At 71.3% G+C, this 23,645-nt stretch carries 19 protein-coding genes and 1 pseudogene; 11 read left to right on the top strand and 9 right to left on the bottom strand.

Annotated elements, in window-relative coordinates:
* Window positions 1–11 precede the first annotated feature (11 nt).
* The 3 genes from OIC96_RS41635 to OIC96_RS41625 form a co-directional block, all read right to left on the bottom strand.
* Window positions 12–449 carry a roadblock/LC7 domain-containing protein gene (locus OIC96_RS41635; protein WP_327426871.1) on the bottom strand — a complete coding sequence of 146 codons (438 nt, stop codon included), beginning with the start codon at window positions 447–449 and terminating at the stop codon, window positions 12–14.
* A complete protein-coding gene (locus tag OIC96_RS41630) occupies window positions 446–2,986 on the bottom strand; it encodes a sensor histidine kinase (protein WP_330302870.1) in 2,541 nt (846 codons plus the stop codon). The genes OIC96_RS41635 and OIC96_RS41630 overlap by 4 nt, the downstream gene beginning before the upstream one ends.
* A gap of 63 nt (window positions 2,987–3,049) precedes the next feature.
* Window positions 3,050–3,823 (bottom strand): MHYT domain-containing protein, encoded by a 774-nt coding sequence (locus tag OIC96_RS41625; RefSeq protein ID WP_327426873.1) that lies wholly within the window; start codon window positions 3,821–3,823, stop codon window positions 3,050–3,052.
* Between the two features lie 152 nt (window positions 3,824–3,975).
* Here OIC96_RS41625 and OIC96_RS41620 point away from each other — a divergent pair, with 152 nt between their 5' ends.
* Complete coding sequence (locus tag OIC96_RS41620) at window positions 3,976–4,575, top strand: class I SAM-dependent methyltransferase (protein ID WP_330302871.1); 600 nt, start codon at window positions 3,976–3,978, stop codon at window positions 4,573–4,575.
* Between the two features lie 4 nt (window positions 4,576–4,579).
* Here the strand turns inward: OIC96_RS41620 and OIC96_RS41615 are convergent, their stop codons facing one another.
* A complete protein-coding gene (locus OIC96_RS41615) occupies window positions 4,580–5,338 on the bottom strand; it encodes an alpha/beta fold hydrolase (protein WP_330302872.1) in 759 nt (252 codons plus the stop codon).
* A 108-nt stretch (window positions 5,339–5,446) separates the two neighbouring features.
* Between OIC96_RS41615 and OIC96_RS41610 the strand changes: the two genes are divergently transcribed.
* Window positions 5,447–5,980, top strand: coding sequence for a PadR family transcriptional regulator (locus tag OIC96_RS41610; protein WP_330302873.1), 534 nt, complete (start codon window positions 5,447–5,449; stop codon window positions 5,978–5,980).
* On the opposite strand, the pseudogene OIC96_RS41605 reads toward OIC96_RS41610, so the two are convergent.
* Window positions 5,957–6,848: pseudogene (locus tag OIC96_RS41605) on the bottom strand (oxygenase MpaB family protein). The gene OIC96_RS41610 and the pseudogene OIC96_RS41605 sit on opposite strands and share 24 nt — an antisense overlap.
* 98 nt (window positions 6,849–6,946) lie before the next feature.
* Here OIC96_RS41605 and OIC96_RS41600 point away from each other — a divergent pair.
* On the top strand, window positions 6,947–7,252 hold the full coding sequence (locus OIC96_RS41600; protein WP_330302874.1) for a hypothetical protein: 306 nt from the start codon (window positions 6,947–6,949) through the stop codon (window positions 7,250–7,252).
* A 135-nt stretch (window positions 7,253–7,387) separates the two neighbouring features.
* On the top strand, window positions 7,388–8,227 hold the full coding sequence (locus OIC96_RS41595) for a hypothetical protein (protein WP_330302875.1): 840 nt from the start codon (window positions 7,388–7,390) through the stop codon (window positions 8,225–8,227).
* Between the two features lie 206 nt (window positions 8,228–8,433).
* Here OIC96_RS41595 and OIC96_RS41590 read toward each other — a convergent pair whose 3' ends face one another.
* Window positions 8,434–8,616 carry a hypothetical protein gene (locus OIC96_RS41590; RefSeq protein WP_330302876.1) on the bottom strand — a complete coding sequence of 61 codons (183 nt, stop codon included), beginning with the start codon at window positions 8,614–8,616 and terminating at the stop codon, window positions 8,434–8,436.
* 105 nt (window positions 8,617–8,721) lie between these two features.
* Window positions 8,722–9,777, bottom strand: a complete 1,056-nt coding sequence (locus OIC96_RS41585) for a fatty acid desaturase family protein (RefSeq protein ID WP_330302877.1) — start codon at window positions 9,775–9,777, stop codon at window positions 8,722–8,724.
* 242 nt (window positions 9,778–10,019) lie between these two features.
* Here OIC96_RS41585 and OIC96_RS41580 point away from each other — a divergent pair, with 242 nt between their 5' ends.
* The 3 genes from OIC96_RS41580 (at window position 10,020) to OIC96_RS41570 (ending at window position 15,581) form a co-directional block, all read left to right on the top strand.
* Window positions 10,020–12,872 (top strand): DEAD/DEAH box helicase, encoded by a 2,853-nt coding sequence (locus OIC96_RS41580; protein WP_330302878.1) that lies wholly within the window; start codon window positions 10,020–10,022, stop codon window positions 12,870–12,872.
* Entirely contained in the window at window positions 12,869–14,149 is a 1,281-nt protein-coding gene (locus OIC96_RS41575) for an SWIM zinc finger family protein (RefSeq protein ID WP_330302879.1), read from the top strand. Before OIC96_RS41580 ends, OIC96_RS41575 begins: the two co-directional genes overlap by 4 nt.
* 88 nt (window positions 14,150–14,237) lie before the next feature.
* Complete coding sequence (locus OIC96_RS41570) at window positions 14,238–15,581, top strand: esterase-like activity of phytase family protein (protein ID WP_330302880.1); 1,344 nt, start codon at window positions 14,238–14,240, stop codon at window positions 15,579–15,581.
* Window positions 15,582–15,647: 66 nt separating this feature from the next.
* Here the strand turns inward: OIC96_RS41570 and OIC96_RS41565 are convergent, their stop codons facing one another.
* Entirely contained in the window at window positions 15,648–16,262 is a 615-nt protein-coding gene (locus tag OIC96_RS41565; protein ID WP_330302881.1) for a hypothetical protein, read from the bottom strand.
* Between the two features lie 453 nt (window positions 16,263–16,715).
* A complete protein-coding gene (gene xylA / locus OIC96_RS41560) occupies window positions 16,716–17,882 on the bottom strand; it encodes a xylose isomerase (RefSeq protein ID WP_330302882.1) in 1,167 nt (388 codons plus the stop codon).
* Between the two features lie 186 nt (window positions 17,883–18,068).
* Between xylA and xylB the strand changes: the two genes are divergently transcribed.
* The 4 genes from xylB (at window position 18,069) to OIC96_RS41540 (ending at window position 23,633) form a co-directional block, all read left to right on the top strand.
* Complete coding sequence (xylB, locus tag OIC96_RS41555) at window positions 18,069–19,514, top strand: xylulokinase (protein ID WP_330302883.1); 1,446 nt, start codon at window positions 18,069–18,071, stop codon at window positions 19,512–19,514.
* 89 nt (window positions 19,515–19,603) lie between these two features.
* Window positions 19,604–20,812, top strand: a complete 1,209-nt coding sequence (locus tag OIC96_RS41550) for an ROK family transcriptional regulator (RefSeq protein ID WP_330302884.1) — start codon at window positions 19,604–19,606, stop codon at window positions 20,810–20,812.
* Window positions 20,813–21,138: 326 nt separating this feature from the next.
* Window positions 21,139–22,623, top strand: coding sequence for an APC family permease (locus OIC96_RS41545; protein WP_330302885.1), 1,485 nt, complete (start codon window positions 21,139–21,141; stop codon window positions 22,621–22,623).
* A complete protein-coding gene (locus OIC96_RS41540) occupies window positions 22,620–23,633 on the top strand; it encodes an acetamidase/formamidase family protein (protein WP_330302886.1) in 1,014 nt (337 codons plus the stop codon). Before OIC96_RS41545 ends, OIC96_RS41540 begins: the two co-directional genes overlap by 4 nt.
* The last annotated feature ends 12 nt before the right edge of the window (window positions 23,634–23,645 follow it).

Raw genomic sequence — 23,645 nt, 5'->3', positions numbered from 1 at the left:
ACCGTCCTCGGTCATCCGGCGGCGGGCGGCTGTGCGGCGACCCGCGGCGGCGTGTAGAGGTGCTCGCCCACGCGCTTGACCAGTAGCGCCATCTCGTACGCCACCAGGCCGATGTCGGCCGTGACGGCGGTGAGGACGGCAAGGCACGAACCGTCACCCGCCGCGGCGACGAACAGGAAGCCGTCGTCCATCTCGACCATCGTCTGACGTACGCCGCCGGCACCGAAGTGGCGGCCTGCGCCCTTGGCCAGGCTGTGGAAGCCGGAGGCGACGGCGGCGAGGTGTTCGGCGTCCTCGCGGCGCAGACCGGTGGAGGCGCCCACCGCGAGACCGTCGTTGGACAGCACCACGGCGTGTCGCACTTCGGCCACGCGCAGCACCAAGTCGTCCAGCAGCCAGTCGAGTTCGCCGGACCGCTGGGCGGCCCTCATGCTCGGGTCCTGGATCATGCGGGGTCTCCTTCGCTGCTGTCGCTGCCCGCTTCGGGGTCGGGGGTGGCTCTGAGGCCGGGTGACCTGCCGCTGCCGCGTACCCAGCCGTCGCGGTAGGCCGCCATGCGGTCCCGTACGAGTTCGGGGGTGCGCTCGTCGTCGCCTTCGGGACGCGGCGTTTCCACCGGCTTCTCGGAGCGCTGTTCGCGCAGTTGGGGGGCGAGACTCGCCTGTCGTACCCGCCGTGGAAGGTCGTCGGAGTCTTCGGAGTCGTCCGGAGGACGGTGCAGCCGCAGTGTGGTGACTCCAGGCGGTGGGGTGTCCGACGAGCCGTTCACGGGGGCTTCGGCGACGCTCTGCACCGGGGGCACCAGTGCGGGCCGCTCGGTGACGGCCTGCACGGATTCCTGTTCCGGGGCGGCGGACACGCGCGCGTACTCCCGTTCCGTGGGCTGCCTTCCGGTGGTGTCGGTCCTGCGGGGGGAACGTTCCGCCGCACCGCCGTGCAGCAGGGCCGTGGGGAGCAGAACGACCGCGGTGGTACCGCCGTAGGGCGAGGTCCGCAGGTGCACCTTGATGCCGTGCCGGGCCGCGAGCCTGCTGACCACGAACAGTCCGAGCCGGTCGCTGTCGAACAGGTCGAGCGCCTCGGACTGCTCGATGCGCCGGTTGGCCTCGGCGAGCGTCTCCGCGCCCATGCCGAGCCCCCGGTCCTCGACCTCGACCACGTAGCCGTTGCCGACCGGCTCGCCGGTGATCCGCACCCGGGTGTGGGGCGGCGAGAACTGGGCGGCGTTCTCGACGATCTCCGCCAGGAGGTGCGTGAGGTCGGCCACCGCGGCACCGACCACGGACGCCTCGGGGAGTTGCCGTACCTCCACGCGCGCGTAGTCCTCGACTTCGGAGACGGCCGCGCGGACCACGTTCGTCAGTGAGACCGGCATGCGCCAAGCCCGGCCGGGCGCGGCTCCTGAGAGGATGATCAGGCTCTCCGCGTGACGCCGCATGCGTGTGGTGAGGTGGTCGAGCCGGAACAGGTCGCTCAGCTCGTTCGGATCCTCCGACCTGCGCTCCATGCTGTCCAGCAGGCTCAGTTGACGGTGCACGAGGACCTGACTGCGGCGGGCGAGATTGACGAAGACCCCGGAGATTCCGCTGGCGAGTTCCGCGCGTTCGACGGCGGCGCGCAGGGCGGCCCGGTGCACGGTGCCGAGGGCCTCCGCGACCTGTCCCGTCTCGTCCTCCGCGGGCGGCCCGGGCGGGGCCTCGGCGCGGACGTCGATCTCCTCCCCGGCCCGCAGCTTGCGCATGGCCTGCGGGAGTTTGCGGCGCGCGATCTCCAAGGCGCTGTTGCGCAGGCTCACCAGCTCGATGACGAGGCCGCGTCCGATGCGCACGGAGATGATGAGCGACGCGACGACCGCGGCAAGTCCGAACAGGACCGCGGCACCGGCGGGGGTGAGCACACCGCGAGTGAACGGGTCGGCCCGGTCCGCGACACCGCGGCCCGCGTTCGCCTCGATCGTGCGCATTCCGTCCTGCACGCGCGCGTGGGCCGTGTTCCAGTCGGCCTCCGGCGCGGCGTCGATCGCCTTGCCGCCGGAGCGGGAGACGAGCACCTTGTCCTCGACGGCGCGTACGTCGGTGTACGCGCTCCCTTCCACGAGGTGGTGCCAGGCGGCTCGTTCGGCCCCGCTCAGATCCGCGACGGCGGAGTCGATCAGGGTGCGGCGGGTGTCGACGGCCCCGGTGAACAGCCGTAGCCGCTCGCCATTAAGGCTCCCGGCGAGCCGGGCACTGGACAGCACCGCGTCCTCCTGCGCGAGCGCTTCCCCGGCCCGGGAGAATTCGAGCAGCACGCGCGCGTCGGAGCCGAGGTCGGCGTCCTGGATGCCGGTGAGCGCGCCGCCCACCGCGAAGGCCGTCGAGATGGTCTTGGTGTACTGCCCGTACGCCTCGTCCCATCCGGTACGGCGGTCCAGCACGGCGGTGCGCAGGGACGGCAGGTGCTCGGCTCCGGTGACGAAGGCGTTGAGGCGCCCGGCCACTCCCGCGGGCAGGTCGGCACCGTCGGCGACGGTGTTGTGGTCGCCCAGTCGCAGCTTGGCCACCGCGCGGTCGGTGCGCCGCGCCAGCTCCTTGAGGTCTGCCGACTGTTCGGTGGCGGGGTCGGTGGCGTAGCGGACGGCGGCCGCGCGTTCGGCCTGGAGCGCGGCGACGGCGGCGTCGACCGGGGATCGGACCGTCGAGTCCACGCGCTGCAACTGCCGTAGCCGCGCGACGTCCTGGGCGGTGCTCACCGTGGCGTACGCCCACAGGGCGAGCAGGGAGATGACCGGCACCATGAGCAGACAGACGATCTTGGCTCGTACGGTGCGGGGCCTGACGCGCCACCGTCCCGCGCGCGTGGGTGCCTCTGGCGGCGTCCCCGCGACGGTCTCGTCGGTGTCCGCGTGTTCGTCGGCCGGCGGGCCGGCGTGCGCGCGGCGACCGCGGGCCAAGGGCTGGGGCGGCGGCTCGGCGCCGGCTGTGGGGGTCCTACGGGGTGTACGCATGGCCTCCTCGCTCGGAAAGGTTCGGGGCGTGTCTTCCGGGCCGTCGTGGCTCCGGGCCCGCCACTAGCGGGCGACGCTCTCGACCGGCCGCTGGGCCGATGCGGATGCCTCGCGCTCGCCGGCCGTCGGCGACAGCGCGACGAACGCCGATGTCAGGAAGAGATAGGACCCGAGGCCGACGGCGAGGGGGAAGATGAACTGCATCGCCGTGGCCCCGGGCAGGGCCTCGCCGGAGGGCGTGACGCGCACGCTCACCGCGATCATTCCGGTGTAGTGCATGCTGCTCACCGCACCGCCCATGACGAGGGAGGCGATGGCGACCGCCACGGGCGACTTGATGTTGAGCGCCGCCCACAGGGCCGCGGTCGCCGCGACCACGGCGATCACGACGGAGAGGCCGACGAGCCCCGGGTCGTAGTGCACCTGGCCGTGCAGCCGCAGCGCGGCCATGCCCAGGTAGTGCATGCTCGCGACGCCGAGTCCGGTGGTGAGTCCGCCGAGAACGAGCGCGCGTCCCCGGTCGCGTCCGTAGCCGACGGCGAATACGCCCGCGCCGACCACAACCATGGCGACGAGCAGACTGAGGATGGTCAACGGCACGTTGTAGCGCATCTCCGTGCCGCTGACGCTGAAGCCCAGCATCGCCACGAAGTGCATGGTCCAGATGCCGGTGCCGATCGCGGAGGCCGCGGTGAGGAGCCAGTTGCGGCGCGACCGCCCGGTGGCGCCGAGCGCGCGGACCGTGCAGCGCAGCCCGAGGGCGGCGCCTATGCAGGCCATCACATACGACAGCACGGGGGTCAGCCAGCCGAAGGCGGCGTGGTCCAGGTGTCCCATGGCTCAGGGACGCTAGTCCGGTCAGGGGCGTGCAAAGGGGGCGCATTTCGAAAGCTGTTGGAATATGACGAAGAGATGTACCTGAACGATCGCGTCACGCTCGAACATGTGCGCCGCGTCGTCCTTCGTGTCGGTGAGGGATCATGCGGAGCATGAGCGACGACCACACACATGTCCAGGAGTTCTTCACGGCACGTGCCGCCGACTGGGACAGGCGGTTCCCCGACGACGGACCCGCGTACGCGGCCGCGGTCACCGAAATGGGTCTGCGCGAGGGGGACCGCGTGCTCGACGCGGGCTGTGGCACCGGGCGCGCCCTGCCGCCGCTGCGAGCGGCCGTGGGGGCCTCCGGAGTGGTCCTCGGGGCCGATCTGACCCCGGCCATGCTGGAGGCCGCCGTACGGGCCGGACGGGACCGGGACGGACAGTTGCTGCTCGCCGACGTCAGGGCGCTGCCGTTGCGCACGGCGTCGCTGGACGCGGTGTTCGGGGCAGGCCTCATCGCGCATCTGCCGAACCCGGCCGAAAACCTCAGGGAGTTGGCTCGCGCGGTGCGGCCGGGGGGCACCCTTGCCCTCTTCCATCCGATCGGCCGGGCGGCGCTCGCTGCCCGTCAGGGCCGGCAGATCACCCCGGACGACCTGCGCGCGGAGGCCAATCTCCGGCCCCTGCTGGCCGGCTCCGGCTGGGACATGACGTCATACGTCGACGAGGACACCCGCTTCCTCGCGCTGGCCGTCCGCCACGGCTGAACCATCAGCCTCTTCCGGCGACCTCCGCCGCGAACGCGTCGGGGTTGTCGAACATGACGTTGTGCCCGGCGCCGGGCACGGTCACGACCCGTACTCCGGCGTCCTCCAGGCCTTCCCTGCCCGGGAGTTCACCGCTCAGCTCGCCCTGGAGGTAGACGCGGTCCACCGACAGCTCTTCGAGCATGTGGCGCATCGTGGGGTTCGTGCCGCGGCTGAGCCCCGTCGCCGTGCGGTGCAGGGCGCGCGGATCGGCGAGTCGCATGGTGGCCGCCCAGGAGGGGCCGACCTTCTCCAGTACGCGCGCGTGGCCCCCGTTTTCGACGTAGTCGTCCTCTTCGTAGGAGGCGATGCCGCTGCTGCCCGGGGTGACCGGAGGGTACGGGTCGAGGTTGGCCTCCGTCAGGACCAGCCGTGAGACCAGGTCGGGCCGCCGGTGGGCGAGCACGATGGCGACGGCGCCGCCCATGCTGTGTGCGACCAGCTCGGCGCCGGTGACGTGGGCCGCGTCCAGGGCCGCCGCGAGCGCGTCCGCGTGGTTCTCCAGGGTGTAGCCGAAGTCCGCGGGCCGGTCGCTGATGCCGTGACCGGGCAGGTCGACGAACAGGGTGCGGCGGCCGGCCAGCTCGGGCCGGGCCGCGATATGGGCGTTGTAGACCGTCGAGGCCGAACCCAGACCGTGCACGTACACCCGCGCGGGTTCGTTGCCCGCCGCCTCCGTCCAGCGGATCCGGCTTCCCTTGCCGTCGAATTCTGCCTGCTTCATCACGCGCTCCCCTGTGCCGCTTCACGTTTCCTGACGCCTTCGGGAGGATACCTCGGAACCGATGTATCTAGGAAGCGATGTACAGCGAGAGTGCGGCAGAATAGAGACATGCTGGAGCTGGCCATCCTCGGATTTCTGTACGACGCCCCGTTGCACGGCTACGAGCTGCGCAAGCGCATCACGGCACTGACAGGGCATGTGAAGCCCGTGGCCGAGAGCACGCTGTATCCCGCGATCAAGCGGCTGGAGAAGGCGGAGCTGCTGGAAAGGGCAACGCAGCCGGGCTCCGTGGCCGCCCCCCGCCACATCCTGACCCTCACCGAAGAGGGCAGACGCGAACTGCGCCGCCGGCTCGCGGAACCGGCGGGACGCGATATCACCGACGAGAACCGCTGGTTCACGGTGCTCGCCTTCCTCAGACACCTGGACGCCCCGGGGCCTCAGGCCGCCGTACTGCGCCGCAGGCTCGCCTTCCTGGAGGAGCCCGCGAGCTTCTTCTACGACGGTGACCAGCCGCTGCGCGCCGAGGACCTGGACGACCCGTTCCGGCGCGGCATCCTCACCATCGCGCGGGCCACGAGCCGGGCCGAACTGGCCTGGCTGCGGGCCACGATCGACTCACTCGACGCGGGCGGCCGATGAGACGGGGCAGCCCCGCACACCCGGCACCGGACAGGTGCCCAGCTCGGCGACGCGGTAGCCGTCCGGGTAACCCTTGATCTCCCAGTTCTGGCGCGCGAAGTGCGGGGCACGGCGCGGTGGCATCAGGCGGACCAGCCGGCCACGCGCGCGCACCGCACGGCGGACCAGCGCACGCGTGACGGCGCCCGGGATCTCGTAACGGAAGGCACGCAGCAGCGGTTCGTCGAGCAGGGCCAGGGTCGAGGTGCGCAGCAGGGGGGGCGAGCGGACGCGGGTACCAGGAGGCCATCAGCTCCAGCGTCGCGTCGGAAACCCTGCGCGCGCCCACGTCCCACCCGAAATGGGCCTCTTCGTAGGAGTCGAGACAGGCCTCGAACTCCTCGTAGGTCTCCGGGATGTCCTTGATGCCCATGTGCTGCCCGAGCGTGCGGTAGTGCACGCTGGACGCGACGATCTCGTGGCACGACAGCCTGCGCCACCCATAGGCCTCGATCCACCGTTTGGGCATCACCACGAAGGTGCAGAGCACGTAACGCATGTCTTCATTGCTGATGTCGTAGCTGCGGTGCATGTCGTTGATGCGGCGGATCGCGGTACGGCCCTCCTCCCCGTCGAAGCCGTGCTCGACGATGGCGTCGAGAAGCAGTGCGGTGTCGTCGTAGCGCTTCTGTGTGCGGTCCGTGAGCTCCGTCGTCTCGGCGAGCAGCCGACCGATGCTGGGGACGGCGTATGTGCGGTAGAGCGCCAGTTCCAGGGCCCGGGTGAAGTCCCAGGGGAATTCGTACGCGGAGGTGAGCCGTTAGATCTCCGACGCCTCCTTCTCCGGGTCCATCCGCCGGATCTGTCCGAGCCGCTCGTAACGCTTCACCTGGCCGTCCCCCTTCTGTCGCCGAAGCTCCAACTCTACGTTGAGTAGCAGCAGATGAACGATCAGCGATGTCCATCGCGCAGGGGGAAGGTGGCCCGATGTTCGACAGACTCCGCAAGATGTGGGGCAAGAAGACGGCCGAGCGGCCGGAGGAGCGGCGGCCCGTCGCACCACGGCCGGAGAAGCGTGCGCACAACCTGTTCGAGGCGGCCGCGGCGTATGTGTCGGCGTGCGCCGAGGACGACCAGGACCAGATCGACGAGGCGGCGGCCTGGGTGTCGCCGGAGGCGCTGTCGTTCGGGGTGAACGAACTGGCCTGCCGGGCTGTGATCGCCCTGGCGCGGGAACGCGACGAATCGCCGAGAACGGTGGCCCGTACGCTGCTCGGGCTGCCTGCGACCTGACCCCAGGGGGCCGGGACGGTCGATTCGCCCCTGTCCAGCCGGATAACTGCAGCTCCGCGTGTGCTTCGGGCTCGTGACAAGCACCTTCCGGTCGCATTATGGTGCGCCGACGAACGTAGCGATGGGGAGGCTGGGATGGCCGGGACGGACGATGACGCCGTCGCCACCGGGGACGACGACGCACTGTATGTGCTGACGGCGGTGTTGCTGACACCCGCCAAGTTCCCCAGCGTGCTGGGGGACGACTACCCGGAGGCCTGCGCGACGCTCGGCCTCGCGCCGCTCGCCGACGGGTACGGTCTCGTGCTCGGCCAGGACGGCGAGGGCGCGCGGTGGACGGTTGTCGTCGACGACGTGTCACTGGTCGCCGTCGCCATCGCGTCCTGGGACTGCGGGATGGAGCAGGACTTGTCGCCGGACGAGCGCACGGTCGTCGCGGCGCTGCCCGGCTGGCCCCTCGAGGTCGCCGTTTCGGCCCCCGGGGTGCCGGCCCCGCACGACCCCGCGCCCGAGCTCACGGAGCTGCCCCCGCTCAGCCCACCGGATACCGCCACCTGGGGCCCGGCCCAACGTCGCCTCGGGGCCGACGAGATCGCACAGCAGTGGGCGACCTGGCGGGAGCAGATCGACGACGGCGATTTCGTGACGTCGGGCGGCGAGGCGCAGGCGCAGGACACGCCGCAGGGGGAGGGCGGCGACGGCGAAGCCCGCAGCGGAATCCGCCGGGTCCTCGCGGAGGCACGCTCCTACGTGGACACGCCGCCCCCGCTCGGCCGTGTCCGCTCGTCCTTCGCCACGGGTGACGCCCGGACGCTGCGCGCCGACGGCCCTGGCTGGTCCTTGGTCGCCAGGACCGACGACATCGCGTTCGTCCTCCTCGACGACGAGCCCGGGGAGGTCCTGCCCGTCGGTCGCGGACCGGAACTGCCCGGCCTCCTGGAGGCCCTCGACAAGATGGCGGTACGCCCCAGCTGAGCGGCCGCGCCACACGGCACCCGGCGGCGGTGCCCTACCGGGCGGCTCGCGTCCGGGTCGACAAGAAGGGCGCCCATCGGGGTGTCGAGGTACTCATGGAGCAGGGCACGCGGCCCCGCTCCTGGGCCGTACCGACGGCAGGCCCGCGAGCGGCGCTGTGGTGGACCCCCGCGAGCGGGACGGAGCCGCACCAGGCCGGCGGCTCCTCAGCGGCCGATTTCCTTGCGCGTGACGCGCCGCAGCCTGCGCCGCTGCGAGGGGTCCAGCGCGAGGTATGCGGCCGCCGGGACTCCCACCACGATCAGGAAGGCGGCCCACCAGGGCAGCCAGATCAGCAGGATGAGGCCGACCGCCACACCTCCTGCAGCGATCTTCGCGTTGTTCGACATGTGTGTCGCCTCCTTCGCGGCTGCTGCCGCTCTCTGTCCTGAGAACGGGTCCCCGCCTCCCACGGTTCCGGACCGCGACCCTGATACGTCCCTGAGCCGCGCCCCCTACTCAACCCTGAGAGGCTCCCCGACCTCATGCATATGGCGCAGGGCCTGTCGGTAGGAGTCGACGAGCCCGGTCTCCGCGTAAGGGATACCCAACTCCTGACAGTGTGCGCGCACCAGAGGCTGGACGAGGCGCAGATGAGGGCGGGACATGCTGGGGAACAAGTGGTGTTCGACCTGGTAGTTCAGGCCGCCCAGGAACCAGTCCGTCAGAACGGCGCCGCGGACGTTGCGTGAGGTGAGCACCTGGCGGCGCAGATGTCCCCAGCGCTCGCCGTCGGGGTCGGGCATCTCCATGCCCTTGTGGTTGGGCGCGAAGGCCATGCCCAGGTGCAGGCCGAACAGTGCCTGGTGAAGGGCTGCGAAGGCCAAAGCCTTGCCGAGAGACATGGAAGTGAGCAGCAGGGTCACGTACGCGACGACGTGGGTCACCAGCAGCAGGGCCTCCACGACCCGCTCACGCGGCGGCTGCCGGCGAAGGTCCTGGAAACCGTGGACCTTCAACGCGACACCTTCGAGGAGGGTGAGCGGAAAGAACAGCCAGGCCTGGTTGCGGGTCAGCCAGCGCCGGAAACCGGCCCGGTCCCTGGCCTGCTCACTGGTGAACACCAGGACGTCCGCGACGACGTCGGGATCCTTGTCGATGTGGTTCGGGTTGGCGTGGTGGCGATTGTGCTTGTCGTTCCACCAGGAGTAGCTCATCCCCAGGAGCAGGTTGCCGTGGAGCAGGCCGATCAAGCGGCTCACGGATGAGCTGCCGGTGATCTGGGAGTGACCCGCGTCGTGGCCTATGAACGCCGTTCGGGCCGCGAGGACGGCGAGCACGGGGGCGAGAAGCAGCGACCACCAGGAGTTGCCGATCAGGGCGACGCCGGTGATGACGCCGGCCAGGGCCAGCGCGTTCACGGCGATCTCGCGCGCGTACCAGCCATGACGCCGCTTCAGGAGCCCCTGGCCCTTGACGGTACGCAGAAGGGGCGCGAACTCACTTCCGGGGGTCTGCCCCACGCTCGCCCCTGGGGGCGGTTCCGCGAGGGTGGCGGCGGTCAGGGGCATGGTGGGTCTCCTGCCTCTCAGGGAACGGGGTGACCTGATGAAACGTACGAATCAGTGACCTTCGGCGACCATGGCGCCACCACCCGTGTCTGTCCGGGGGCTTTCCGGCGCACCGCAGGGGTGTTGACTCCACCCGAGCGAGGTGACCCACGTCACGGCTCGGCCGTGCTTGCCTGCCGACCGGAGTGGTGTATCTTCGGCGACTCCGCCCAGTAGTCAAATTTGAGGAATGCGCCATCGCTGTGCAGAGGATTCCCGCGGCAACTCCCGCAGAGATCTCCGAACTGGCCCGCTGCTGTGCCGTGTTCGTGCCCGCCGATCCGTCCCGTGCCGGCAGCGTCGCGTTCTGGCACCCCGAAGGCGACTCCCCTCCGGTGGTGGCCTCCGGCGACGCCGAGGACCTGACCGTCGTGCTGCCCACCGACGCGGGCGTCGAGCTCGTGACCGTGCCCGCCGTGCTGATTCCCGTACGGGCCGCTCTGCCGGTCCTCACGCGCGCGCGTGCGGCCGCCCAGGCACACCGGGCGACCGCGTTCTGGGGCGCGGCCGCCGTGCTCGCCCTGCAGTTCGCCGCGCGCGGACTGCTCCTGCCGGGGCTGACAGCCGGCGACCACGACGCATGGCGCGCGGGTCCGCTGCGCGCGGAGGACCTGGAGCGGATCCGCGAGCTGGCCGCCGCGATGCCGCCCGACGCGCACGCGATGCCGGTGGACAACGCCGAACCGCTGCGGCTGCCCGATCCGGAAGGGCTGCTGCGCGCTTTCCTGGACGCTGTCGCCGACGCACTGCCCCGCTCCCCCGCGGCGGCGCTCGCGGCGGGCGGTCCGGCCTTCGCGGCGCCGGAGTCCCAGCACCTGCCCGAGCAGCGCGCCTGGGCCACGGACGTCGCCGCGGCGCACGAAGCGGACGTACGGATCTCCTTGCGCGTCGAGGTGCCCGGACTTGCGTCGGCCGAGTCGGACGAGACAAGGCTGGCGTTCCGCGCGGTGCTGCAACTGCACAGTGTGAGCGATCCGGCCCTCGTGGCGGACGCCTCCGCCGTCTGGGCCGGATCCTCGGACTTCGGCCCTCGCGCGCGGATGGACGCCTTGCTCGCGCTGCGCCGCGCGGCCCGCGCCTGGGCCCCGCTGGCTCCCCTGCTCTCGGCGGCCGTGCCGGACGCCGTGGAGCTCGCCGACGAGGAGGTCGCCGAACTCCTCGGTGAAGGCGCCCGCGTGCTGGCGTTCGCCGGTGTCGACGTGCACTGGCCGAAGGAGCTGGCACGGAAACTGACGGCCCGCGCGGTCATCGGCCCGCCGGAGGTGGACGAGGGCCCGGGCAAGGTCGCGTCGGACGCGCCCTCCTTCCTGTCCGCGGACGCGCTGCTCGCCTTCAACTGGTGGTTCGCGCTGGGCAATCAGCAGCTCACCCGGCAGGAGCTGGACCGGCTGGCCGAGGCGAACCGGCCCATGGTGCGGCTGCGCGACCAGTGGGTCCTCGTCGATCCGCGGGAGGTGCGCCGCGCCCAGGCGCAGCAGGACCGCAAGGTCACGCCCATCGACGCGCTGAGCGCCGCTCTGACGGGCTCCGCGGAGGTCGACGGCCACCGGGTCGACGTACGTCCCACGGGATGGCTGGCGGCCCTGCGGGAGCGGCTCGCGGACCCTGAGGGGCAAGAGCCGGTCGGGCAGCCCGCCGCACTCCACGCGACGCTGCGGGACTACCAGGCGCGGGGGCTCAACTGGCTGGCCCGGATGACCTCCTTGGGTCTGGGCGGCTGTCTGGCCGACGACATGGGTCTGGGCAAGACGATCACGCTGATCGCCCTGCATCTGCACCGGCAGACCGACGAGTCGGCCACCGGCCCCACACTCGTGGTCTGTCCGGCCTCCTTGATGGGCAACTGGCAGCGCGAGATCGAGAAGTTCGCTCCCGGCACCCCCGTACGCCGTTTCCACGGTTCGCAGCGCGGCCTGGAGGGCCTGGCCGACGGCGGGTTCGTGCTCACGACGTACGGCACGATGCGGCTCGACGCGCCGCGGCTTGCCGATGTTCCGTGGGGCATGGTGGTCGCGGACGAGGCCCAGCATGTGAAGAACCCCTATTCGGCGACGGCTCGGGCGCTGCGCACGATCGGCGCACGCGCGCGCGTGGCGCTCACCGGCACCCCGGTGGAGAACAACCTCTCGGAGCTGTGGGCGATCCTCGACTGGACGACGCCCGGGCTGCTCGGCAGCCTCGGCACGTTCCGTACGCACTACGCGCAAGCTGTCGAGGGCGGCCAGGATCCCGCGGCGGCCGAGCGGCTCGCCCGGCTCGTGCGGCCGTTCCTGCTGCGCCGCCGCAAGTCGGACCCGGGGATCGCGCCCGAGCTGCCGCCGAAGACCGAGACCGATCGTGCCGTGGCGCTCACCAAGGAGCAGACGGGGCTGTATGAAGCCATGGTGCGCGAGACTCTCGCGGAGATCTCGGGCGCGGACAGCATGGCGCGGCGCGGCCTGATCGTGAAGCTGCTCACCGGGCTGAAGCAGATCTGCAACCACCCGGCCCAGTTCCTCAAGGAGGAACGGCCGAAGATCCCGGGCAGGTCGGGGAAGCTGGAGCTGCTGGACGAGCTCCTCGACACCATCCTCTCCGAGGGAGCGAGCGTTCTGCTCTTCACGCAGTACGTGCGGATGGCTCGCCTCATAGAGCGTCACCTGGCGGCGCGCGGGGTGTCGACGCAGTTCCTGCACGGAGGGACACCCATCCATGCGCGCGAGGCGATGGTGGAGCGCTTCCAGGAGGGCGAAATCCCCGTCTTCTTGTTGTCGTTGAAGGCCGCGGGCACGGGATTGAACCTGACGCGCGCCGAACATGTCGTGCACTACGACCGCTGGTGGAATCCGGCCGTCGAGGCACAGGCCACGGACCGCGCGTACCGCATCGGCCAGAGCCGGCCTGTCCAGGTGCACCGGCTCATCGCCGAGGGGACGATCGAGGACCGTATCGCCGACATGCTGCGGCGCAAACAGCGGTTGGCCGACGCCGTCCTGGGCGCCGGTGAGGCGGCGCTCACGGAGCTGACCGATGCGGAACTGGCCGACCTGGTGGAGCTGCGAGGGGGCACACGATGACGGATCGGAACGAGGAGCGTACGTTCGCCGCGCTGCCGCCCGCGCAGGGGCGGGGTTTCGCGCAGACGTGGTGGGGCCAGGCCTGGTTGAAGGCCCTGGAGGACGCGGCGTTGGACTCGGAGCCGGTGAAGACGGGCCGCAGGCTCGCCCGCGCCGGAGCGGTGGGGGCCGTGTCGGTGCGTCCGGGGCGCATCACGGCCGTGGTCCAGGACCGCGACCGCACCGCACACCGCGCGGACGTCCTGCTTCAGGAACTGTCCGAGGAGCAGTGGGACCGCTTCCTGGACATGGCCGTCGAGCGCGCCGGACACATAGCCGCACTGCTCGACCGTGACATGCCGCCGCATCTGGTCGAGGACGCGGCGGCCGCCGGAGTCGAACTCCTTCCGGGACTGGGCGATCTGGAGGCGGAGTGCGGCTGCGGAGCCTGGGACCACTGCGGGCACACGGCCGCGCTCTGCTACCAGATGGCGCGGTTGCTGGACCAGGATCCGTTCGCCCTGCTGCTGATGCGGGGGCGCGGCGAACGCGCCCTGCTGGACGAGCTCCAGGTGCGCGGCAGCGCGCCCACGGAAGAACCGGACACGCCCGACACTCGTCAGGAAGGCGTGGACGCCGCCGAGGCGTTCGCGGCCGGGGACATCCTGCCGCCGCTGCCGGCCCTCCCGGAGCTGCCCGAGGAGCCCGGGCAGCCGCCCTCCCTGGACACCGAGACCGCGCCCGCACCCGGACTCGACCCGGACGCCGTGGAGTTCCTCGCGACCACGGCAGCGGGCGAGGCGTACCGGCTGCTCGCCGAGGCGCTCGGATCCGGGCACGGACAGCAGGCGGTCGAGGCGGAGCCGACCCTTGCCGAGGACGCGGTGCGGCTGGCTGCCGGCAGCCCGGAGCAGGCGATCGCCCAGCGGCTCGCGGTCGGTTCGGGGCGCGATCGCGAGGAGCTGCGACTGGCGGTATCCGCCTGGCGGTACGGGGGTGTGGCCGCGCTGTCCGTCCTTGAGGACGAGTGGCCCGTGGAGGCGGAATCGCTGGCACGCGCGCGTGCCGCTCTGGAGTCGGCGTGGGACGAGGACGAGCGGCCACGGCTGCGCGCCTCAAGCAACCGCTGGACGGCGGTCGGTGGGTCCACACAGCTGCGTCTCGGGCGCGATGGCAGGTGGTGGCCGTATCGCAAGGAGCGGGGCCGATGGGCCCCGGCCGGACCGGCGGTGCGGGACCCGGCCACGGCGCTTGCCACGGCCGAGGGGGACCTGAGCGGCGACCCGATGAGTGGTTGACGCTCCACGTTCACCTCGGGGTCACATGCCGTTCGGTGACAGCGCCAACTCTGGCCGCTGTCACCGAAGTTGTGCCCCAGGAGGCCCGATGTTCCCGCACGCCGCCGGCCGGCGCCATCTCCACCGATCCGTCGCCGCGGGCGTGCCGCTCGCGGTGCTGGCCGTCTTCGTGGTGGCCGGTACCGCGAGCGGGGCGAGCGACCCGTCGCAGCCGAGCGCGACACGCACCGCAACGCTCGGCGACATCCCGCTGGGCGCGTTCAGCAACGCGCTGCTGCCCGGGACGGTGGACGACGACCGCGGCGTGGACCTCGGCGGAATCGGCAGTGACATCTTCCCGGCCGGACGCAAGGGCGAGTTCTGGACGGTCACCGACCGTGGGCCCAACGGCCAGATCAAGGTGGACGGCAAGAAGCGGCGGACGTTCCCGGTGCCGGGCTTCGACCCGGCGATCGTGAAGATCGGGGTGTCCGGTGACGCCGTGAAGGTGCTTGACGCGATCCCGATCACCACGTCCTCCGGGAAGCCCGTCACCGGGCTGCCCAACCAGGCGGGGCGCGACGAAGCGCCGTACTCCTATGACGCGCAGACCCCGCTCGCGTACGACGCGAACGGTGTGGACACCGAGGGCATCGTGCGGGCCGAGGACGGCTCCTTCTGGCTCATCGACGAGTACGGTCCTTCGCTGATCCATGTCTCCGCGCGCGGGAAGGTGCTCACGCGCTACGTGCCCAAGGGGCTGAACCTGACCGGCACGGACTATCCGGTCGTCGAGGCGCTGCCGGCCATCCTGCTGCACCGGAAGATCAACCGTGGCTTCGAGGGGCTCGCCCAACTGCCGGGCGGTGACCTGGTGATGGCCGTACAGAGTCCGCTCTCGCTGCCGGACGGCGCCGCGGGTGACGCCTCGCGCACGACGCGGCTGCTGCGCTTCTCACCCAAGAAGCTCGCGGTGACGGCCGAGTACGCGTACCGCTTCGACCCGGTGAACGTGGTCGACCCGAGCGAGGACGACACGTCCGAGCTGAAGATCTCCTCCGTGGTGGCCGTCGGCCGTGATCGGTTGCTCGTCGAGGAGCGCACCGACAAGGCGGCCCGGCTGCAGTGGGTGAAGCTCACGCGGGACGCGAACATCCTCGGCGGCGCGTGGGACACCGACACGACGTCCCCCTCCCTGGAGCAGCTCGACGACCCGGCGGCGGCCGGTGTCCCTGTGCTGCCCAAGCGTCTGGTCGTGGACCTGGGCACGGTCGAAGGGGTGCCCGGCAAGATCGAGGGCGTCGCGCGGGTGGACCACGACACGCTCGCTCTGATCAACGACAACGACTTCGGGATGACCGACGGGGCGGGCGCGTTCGACGCGCAGGGCCGGCTGGTGGACAGCGGAATCGAGACGACGGTCACCTACGTGCGGCTGCCGCGCGGGATCTGACCTCGGGACACATGTCGTACGGCACGCGCGCGTGGGCGGTGAACATCGGCCACGCGTGCGTGCCGCTCACTTCAGCGGCTTGGTCAGCTTGTGGGTGCCCTCGCCGACGTCCGCCGCCAGACTGCAGGCGACGTTGTCGATGCCTGTCTTGTAGCCGCTGGAGTCCGGGTACTGCACGAGAGTGCCGCGTACGGTGCCTGCTGGCTGCCTGGTCGACTTGCGTTCCAGCGTCGACTCGCACAGTGCGGACGCGGCCTTCTTGAGGGCGGCGTCGGTCGTGTAACTGCCGTTGAGCTCGGCGACCTTCACGATCTCGGCGTCGTGCGGCTTGGTGCACGAGCGCTTGACGGCCTGCCCGGGCAGGCCGTTGCTCGTGTCGAAGCAGTCGCCCTTCTGCAGCATGTAGTACGGCACTTCGTCGTTCGCGAGGGTCGGGAAGAGCGACTGGAGGTCGCTCGGCACCAATCCGCTGGGTACCTCCGAGGGCAGCGTCGGCGTGACGCTGGGCACTCCGGAGGGAAAGGACGGCAGTTCGGACGGGATGATCAGCGAGGGGCTCGGAGAGCTCCCCGTAGCCCCGCTGCTCTCGGTGGGCGACTTCTTGTCCTGCTTGCCGTTTCCGCCGGTGATCACCACGGCAACGGCGACGATGGCTCCCACGGCCACGATCACGGCGAGCACGAGGAACAGGGGACTGCGGCGTCGTCCGCCCCCACGATGGCCTCCTGGCCCACCGGGCGATCCAGGAGGCGGTGGCGGCTGCCAGCCCCCGCCGCCCTGTCCGGGAGGCCGACTACCGCCCTGCGAGGGCGGACCATAGCCGCCAGGAGGCGGACCGTAGCCGCCGGGTGAAGGTCCATAGCCGCCGGAAGGAGGGCCGAAACCACCGCCTCCAGGAGGCGGCGTGTCTCCCGGCGGCCGAGGGGGCTGGGGCGGTACGGGCGGCATGGCCATACCGCCAAGAGTCGCCTCGAACCGGTCATGACGCGACCCCTGTACGGAAGTTGATACGGACTCATGCCATGGATCGCATGATTCCGGAGCATTCCGCGCGGAATTCCACGGAGATCCACAGAGGGAGAACACGGGGCCCGGACCCGTCCGGAGACAGGCCCGGGCCCCACGGCGCCGCGATCAGCCGCGCGCACCCAGCAGGTGGTCCATCGCCAGCTGGTCCAGTTGCTCGAAGGCCATTCCGCGCGCGGCGGCCGCCTCCACGTCGAAGTCCTCGAAGGCCGCACGGTCGGCGAGCAGCGCCTGCAGACCGTCCGCCGCGGTGGACTGAGCCAGCTCGTCCAGGCGCGAGGCGCGCAGCGCCTCCTGGACCTCGGGGTCGGCACGGAAGTCCGCGGCACGCTCGCGCAGGATCAGGTAGTTGCGCATGCAGCCGGCCGCCGACGCCCACACACCGTCGAAGTCCTCGGTCCGCGGCGGCTTGAAGTCGAAGTGCTTCGGACCTGCGTAACCAGCACTCTCCAGGAGGTCGACCAGCCAGAACGCGGAACGCAGATCGCCCGCACCGAAGCGCAGGTCCTGGTCGTACTTGATGCCGGACTGGCCGTTGAGGTCGATGTGGAAGAGCTTGCCCGCCCACAGGGCCTGCGCGATGCCGTGCGGGAAGTTCAGGCCGGCCATCTGCTCGTGGCCCACCTCGGGGTTGACGCCGTACATCTCCGGGCGCTCCAGGCGCTCGATGAACGCGAGCGCGTGGCCGACGGTGGGCAGCAGGATGTCGCCGCGCGGCTCGTTCGGCTTCGGCTCGATCGCGAACTTCAGGTCGTAGCCCTGAGAGACCACGTACTCGCCGAGGAGGTCGAAGGCCTCCTTCATACGGTCGAGGGCGACGCGTACGTCCTTGGCGGCGCCGGACTCGGCCCCCTCACGGCCACCCCAGGCGACGTACGTCTCGGCACCCAGTTCGACCGCGAGATCGATGTTGCGGATCGTCTTGCGCAGCGCGTAGCGGCGTACGTCACGGTCGTTCGCGGTGAACGCGCCGTCCTTGAAGACGGGGTGCGTGAACAGGTTCGTGGTGGCCATCGGCACCTTGAGACCCGTCGCGTCCAGGGTCTGCCGGAACCGCTTGATGTGCGACTCGCGCTCGCTGTCCGAGGACCCGAAGGGGATCAGGTCGTCGTCGTGGAAGGTGACTCCGTAGGCGCCGAGCTCGGCCAGACGCTGCACCGATTCGACCGGGTCCAGGGCGCGCCGGGTGGCGTCGCCGAACGGGTCCCTTCCCTGCCAGCCGACGGTCCACAGGCCGAAGGTGAACCTGTCCTCGGGGGTGGGCTGGTAGTTCATGCCGCGGCTCCTTGCTAGCTCCGACTATTTCGTCATGGCAGTTTACAAATTAGTATGCGAACGCATCTCTGGGAAGAGACGATGTGTCTCCGTATGGAGACGAGGGTGCGAAATCCGGGCCATACCGGTCCGGGGAGCCCCCCCACCAGGACAGATCCCGCGGAGCCGCGGAAGAGGGAGAGCCCGATGTCAGCAGCCGAGGGTCCGCTCGTCGTCGGGGTGGACACGTCCACCCAGTCCACCAAGGCCCTGGTCGTCGACGCGTCGACCGGTCAGGTGGTGGCGAGCGGGCAGGCGCCGCACACCGTCTCCACGGGGGCAGGCCGCGAGAGCGACCCCCGACAGTGGTGGGACGCGCTGTGCGAGGCCCTGCACCAGTGCGGCGACGCGGCACGCGAGGCCGCGGCGGTGTCGATCGGCGGCCAGCAGCACGGGCTCGTCACGCTCGACGCCCAGGGCGAACCCGTACGCCCGGCCCTGCTGTGGAACGACGTGCGCTCGGCGCCGCAGGCGCGTCGGCTGGTCGAGGAGCTGGGCGGCCCGAAGGCCTGGGCAGAGCGGACCGGCAGTGTGCCGGGCCCGTCCTTCACGGTCACGAAGTGGGCCTGGCTGGCCGAGAACGAACCGGACGCCGTCCGGGCGACCGCGGCCGTCCGCCTGCCCCACGACTACCTCACCGGACGCCTCACCGGACAGGGCACGACCGACCGCGGAGATGTCTCCGGTACGGGCTGGTGGGCGTCCGGGACCGAGGCGTACGACGAAGAGGTCCTCACGCACGTCGGCCTCGACCCGGCCCTGCTCCCCCACATCGTCCGGCCCGGCGAGGTCGCCGGAACCGTGCACGCCGGCAGTGGGCTGCCGTTCTCCCGGGGCACCCTGGTCGCCGCGGGCACCGGTGACAACGCGGCCGCCGCGCTCGGCCTCGGGCTGCGCCCCGGCACCCCGGTGCTGAGCCTCGGCACCTCCGGCACGGTGTACGCCGTATCGACGCGGCGCCCCGCCGACCCGACCGGCACTGTGGCGGGCTTCGCCGACGCCCGCGGCGACTGGCTCCCGCTGGCGTGCACCCTGAACTGCACCCTCGCCGTCGACCGTGTCGCCGCGCTGCTGGGCCTCGACCGTGAGGCCGTCGAGCCGGGCGCGGGTGTGACACTGCTCCCCTACCTGGACGGTGAGCGCACTCCGAACCTGCCGCACGCCTCGGGGCTGCTGCACGGGCTCCGGCACGACACGACGGGCGGGCAGCTGCTGCAGGCGGCGTACGACGGAGCGGTCCACTCGTTGCTGGGCGCCCTGGACCTGGTGCTCGACGCGGACGCCGACCGCTCCGCCCCGCTGCTGCTGATCGGCGGCGGAGCCCGGGGCACGGCCTGGCAGCAGACGGTACGGCGGCTGTCGGGGCGGCCGGTTCAGGTGCCCGAGGCGAAGGAGCTGGTCGCGCTCGGAGCTGCCGCGCAGGCGGCGGGCCTGCTGACCGGCGAGGACCCGGCCGCGGTCGCCCGGCGCTGGGACACCGCCCGCGGGCCCGTGCTCGACGCCGTGGAGCGGGACGACGAGACGCTCGCGAGGATCGCCGGGGTACTCTCCGACGCGGCCCCGCTGCTGGAACGGGAGCCGAACCGGAACTGATCAGGTACCGATGAAAGACCGCCCCCAGGGGACCGGCACAGACGAGGACCGCCCCGACGGGGAGCGGCCGGACGAGGACTGACGGAGGCATGACCGCACCGCTGCACGAGGCCCATCCGACCGGTTCCGGCCGGCGGCTGCCCGACACCCAGCAGGGCATGCGCCGCCGCAACCTCTCCCGGGTCATGCACACCGTCAGCGCCGAGGGGCCGCTGTCCCGTGCGGCCGTCGCCTCGCGCATCGGCCTGACGCGGGCGGCCGTGTCGACGCTGGTGGACGAGCTGATCCGTTCGGGGCTCCTCGAAGAGCTGGGGCCCGAGCGGCCCGGCCGGGTGGGACGGCCCGGCTCGGCCCTCGCCGTCAGCGGGCACGGTCCCGCCGGGATCGGCGCCGAGGTGGGCGTCGACCATCTCGCGGTGTGCGCGGTCGATCTGCGCGGTGAGGTGCGGGCCCGGGCGGTGCGGCACGGCACGAACCGCGGTCGGCCGCCCGAGCCGGTGATCCAGGAGCTGACGGCGCTGATACGTCAGGTGATCGCCGAGGCGGAGCGGGAGGGGCTGTGGCCCGCGGGCCTCGCGGTCGCCGTGCCCGGCCTGGTGGCACGCGACGCCCGGACCGTGGTCCGCGCCCCCAACCTCGACTGGCACGACACTGACCTCGGCGCGCTGCTGCCCGCGGAACTGCCGCTGACCGTGGACAACGAGGCCAACTTCGGCGGTCTCGCGGAACTCTGGCTCGGCGACGCGACTCCGCGTGACTTTCTGCATGTGTCGGCGGAGATCGGCATCGGTGCGGCGGTGCTCGTGGACGGGCGGCTGCTGCGCGGAACGCGCGGCTTCGCGGGCGAGCTGGGGCATGTACCGGTCCGCCCGGAGGGGCCGGAGTGCCCGTGCGGTGGACGCGGATGCCTCGAACAGTACGCGGGTGAGGAAGCCGTCCTGCGCGCCGCCGGTCTGGAGCTGGGCGAGGACCGGGTCGGTCTGCTGGCCGAGCGGGCCGCCCAGGGCGACACGGAGGTACGCCGTGCCCTGCGCGAGGCCGGAACCGCGCTCGGCATCGCGCTGACCGGTGCGGTCAATCTGCTGGACCCCGAAACTGTCGTGCTGGGGGGAGCACTGTCCGGTCTCGCGCCCTGGCTGCTGCCGTCGCTGGAAGGGGAGTTGGCGCGGCGCACGGCGGGTCCCGCCTGTGCCGTAGCCGTCTCGCGGCTGGGGCCCGAGGGTCCACTGCTGGGTGCGGCGCACTCGGTGGTGCGGGGAGTGCTCGACGATCCGGCCGGGGTGGCGCGGCGGTCGTAGGCGGCGGGAAGTCCTAGCGGGCGGGGAGTCCTGGCGGACGGGCGGCTTCAGCCGGCGATCGGTCCCAGCAGGCAGTCGGTTTCAGCCGGCAGTCGCTCTCGGCGAGCGGGCGGCGCAGGTCGAGACGCGTGTCGCGGGCCAGTCGCGTTGCGCGCCGCCGGACACCTGATCCCCCTTTCGGGTGGCCGAGTTGTCCACAGTCCCGGAGTTGTCCACCGACTCACGCCTCGCTCTTCCTGCCCAACCGGCAAGCGCCGTACCGTAATTCACGCGAGGCGCAGCCGTCGGGCCGACGGCTGTGTGTCCGGGCGAATCGGGGGGTTCACATGTCGGGGGAGACGGCTCCAGGGCTGCGACGTGAGGCCATCGGGCTGCGCGAGGTGCTGTTCCAGAGCATCACGGCCATGGCCCCGGCCGCGGCGGTCGCCGCGTCCATTCCGTCGGGTGCGGCCTTCGCGGGCGGCAGTCTGCCACTGTCCGTGCTGATCGCCTTGGCGGCATGTCTGCTCACCGCGTCGTGCGTGGCCGAGCTGGCACGGCAGTTGCCCGCCGCGGGCTCGGTGGCCACGTACGCGGCTCAGGGACTGCACCCTGCCGTCGGATTCCTCGTGGGCTGGGGCTATGTCTTCGTCGAAGCCCTGGTGCCGCCACTGCTGCTTCTGCAGCTCGGGTTCACCACGGCGGGCACGCTGCACCAGGAGTGGTCCTCGTACCCCGACGACCTGTGGTGGCCCTGGTCGCTCGCGGGCGCTGCCGTCATCGCGGTCGCGGGCTATTTCGGAGTGCGCGCCTCAGCCCGATTCGGAACCGTTCTCGGCGTGTTCGAGGTGCTGGTCTTCCTCGTCTTCGCGGTATGGCTGATCGTGAAGGCGGGTGATGACAACACCCTGTCGGTGTTCGGCACCTCGCACACGGCCGAGGGATACGACGGCATCAGCGGCGTGTTCGCCGGATCGGTGTACACGGTGCTGGCCTTCGCCGGCTTCGAGGCGGCGGCACCGCTCGCGGAGGAGACGAAGGACCCGCGCCGCACGATGCACCGGGCCGTTCTCGGCGCGGCACTCTCGATCGGTCTCGTGTACGTCCTGACGACCTACGCCATGTCCGTGTACTTCGGCCCCGACCGCTTCTCAGGCTTCGGGGCCTCCGGTGCCGCCTCCTGGGAAGGCGTGGCACGCGCTTCGTTCGGGCTGTTCTGGGTGCTCGTGTTCCTCGCGGTGGTCAACTCGACGATCGCCAACGCCAACGCCTGCGCCAATGTCTCCACCCGAACCGCCTTCGCCCTGGGCCGGATCCGGGTGTTCCCGCAGCTCTTCGCGCGCGTGCACCCCAGACATCGCTCCCCCGTCGCCGGAGTCGCCGTGCAGTGCGCCGTGGCGCTCGCGGCCGTGCTCGGACTCGGCTTCTCCTACGACCCCGTGACCGCGTTCCTGCTGCTCGCGACGGTGATCGTCACGGTCGTGATCGGGGTGTACATCGTGGTGAACCTCGCCTGCGCGGGCTATTTCCTGCGCCGCAGGCGGGAGTTGTTCAAACCGGTGCGGCATCTGCTGTTCCCCCTGCTCGGCATCGTCGCCTTCGTCCCCGCGCTGCTGACCGCGGCGGGCCTGCCGGTCTTCGACTTCGTGTCCGAACTGACCGCCCCCGTGTCGTACGCGGGACCGGTCGTCGGTGTCTGGATGCTGGCGGGGGTCGTGGTATTGATCGTCCTGCTGCGCCGGCATCCCGGGCGCATAGCCGAGACCGCCCGTGTCCACCTGGACGAGACCTCCACGCCCGACCCCCGGCAGAGCGGAGCTGTACAGCCATGAACGACCCCCGGATCCTGACCGTGCGGCCCGCACCGGGCGAGTACGCGTGGACGTTCGGCGGCGCGCCGCCGGTGGCGCGCATCGCGCCCGGCACGGTCCTCGATCTCTACACCGAGGACTGCTTCGCCGGACGGGTGCGCTCCGAGAAGGACTTGGTGTCCCAGGTGTGCGAGTTCCCGTTCCTCAACCCGCAGACCGGCCCCTTCCATGTGGAGGGAGCGGAGCCGGGTGACACGGTCGCGGTTCACTTCGTGTCGATCGAACCGGCCCGCGACTGGGCGGCATCGACAACCGTTCCCCTGTTCGGCGCGCTCACTTCCACGCACACCACGGCCACGCTGCAGCCGCCGCTGCCGGAGACCGTGTGGATCTGGCAGCTCGACCGGGCGCGGCGCACCGCGCTGTTCAGCGCGCGGGACAGCGACATCCAGATCGAGCTGCCGATGGATCCGATGCACGGAACCGTCGGTGTGGCACCCGCGAATCTGGAGGTGCGCTCCGCGCTGGTGCCCGACGCGCACGGCGGGAACATGGACACTCCGGAGATGCGGGCCGGCGTGACCTGCTACCTCGGAGTGAACGTCGAGGGCGCCCTGTTGAGCCTCGGTGACGGGCACGCGCGGCAGGGCGAGGGCGAGACCTGCGGAGTCGCTGTCGAGTGCGCGATGAACACGGTGGTGATCGTCGAGCTTCTCAAGGGAGTGGCCACTCCCTGGCCGCGTATCGAGTCCGACACGCACATCATCTCGACCGGCTCGGCACGCCCCCTGGAGGACGCGTTCCGAATATCCCAGCTCGACCTGGTGCAGTGGCTGGTGCGTGACTACGGCTTCAGTGAGCTGGACGCGTACCAGTTCGCGACCCAGGCGGTCGAGTCACCGCTCGCCAACGTCTGCGACACCAACTACACGTGCGTCGCCAAGCTCCGCAAGGAATGGCTGCCCGCGCGCGAGACACATCGCGGGCTGCACGCACAGCTGCGCGAGACGGCCACGACACTGCGGCACTGAGCGCGCGTCCAC

It is taken from the genome of Streptomyces sp. NBC_00775, from assembly GCF_036347135.1.
In the GTDB taxonomy this organism is placed as follows: Bacteria; Actinomycetota; Actinomycetes; order Streptomycetales; family Streptomycetaceae; genus Streptomyces; species Streptomyces lutosisoli.
The sequence above is the reverse complement of the archived record's forward strand: the minus strand, read 5'-3'. Positions and strand labels throughout refer to the sequence as shown.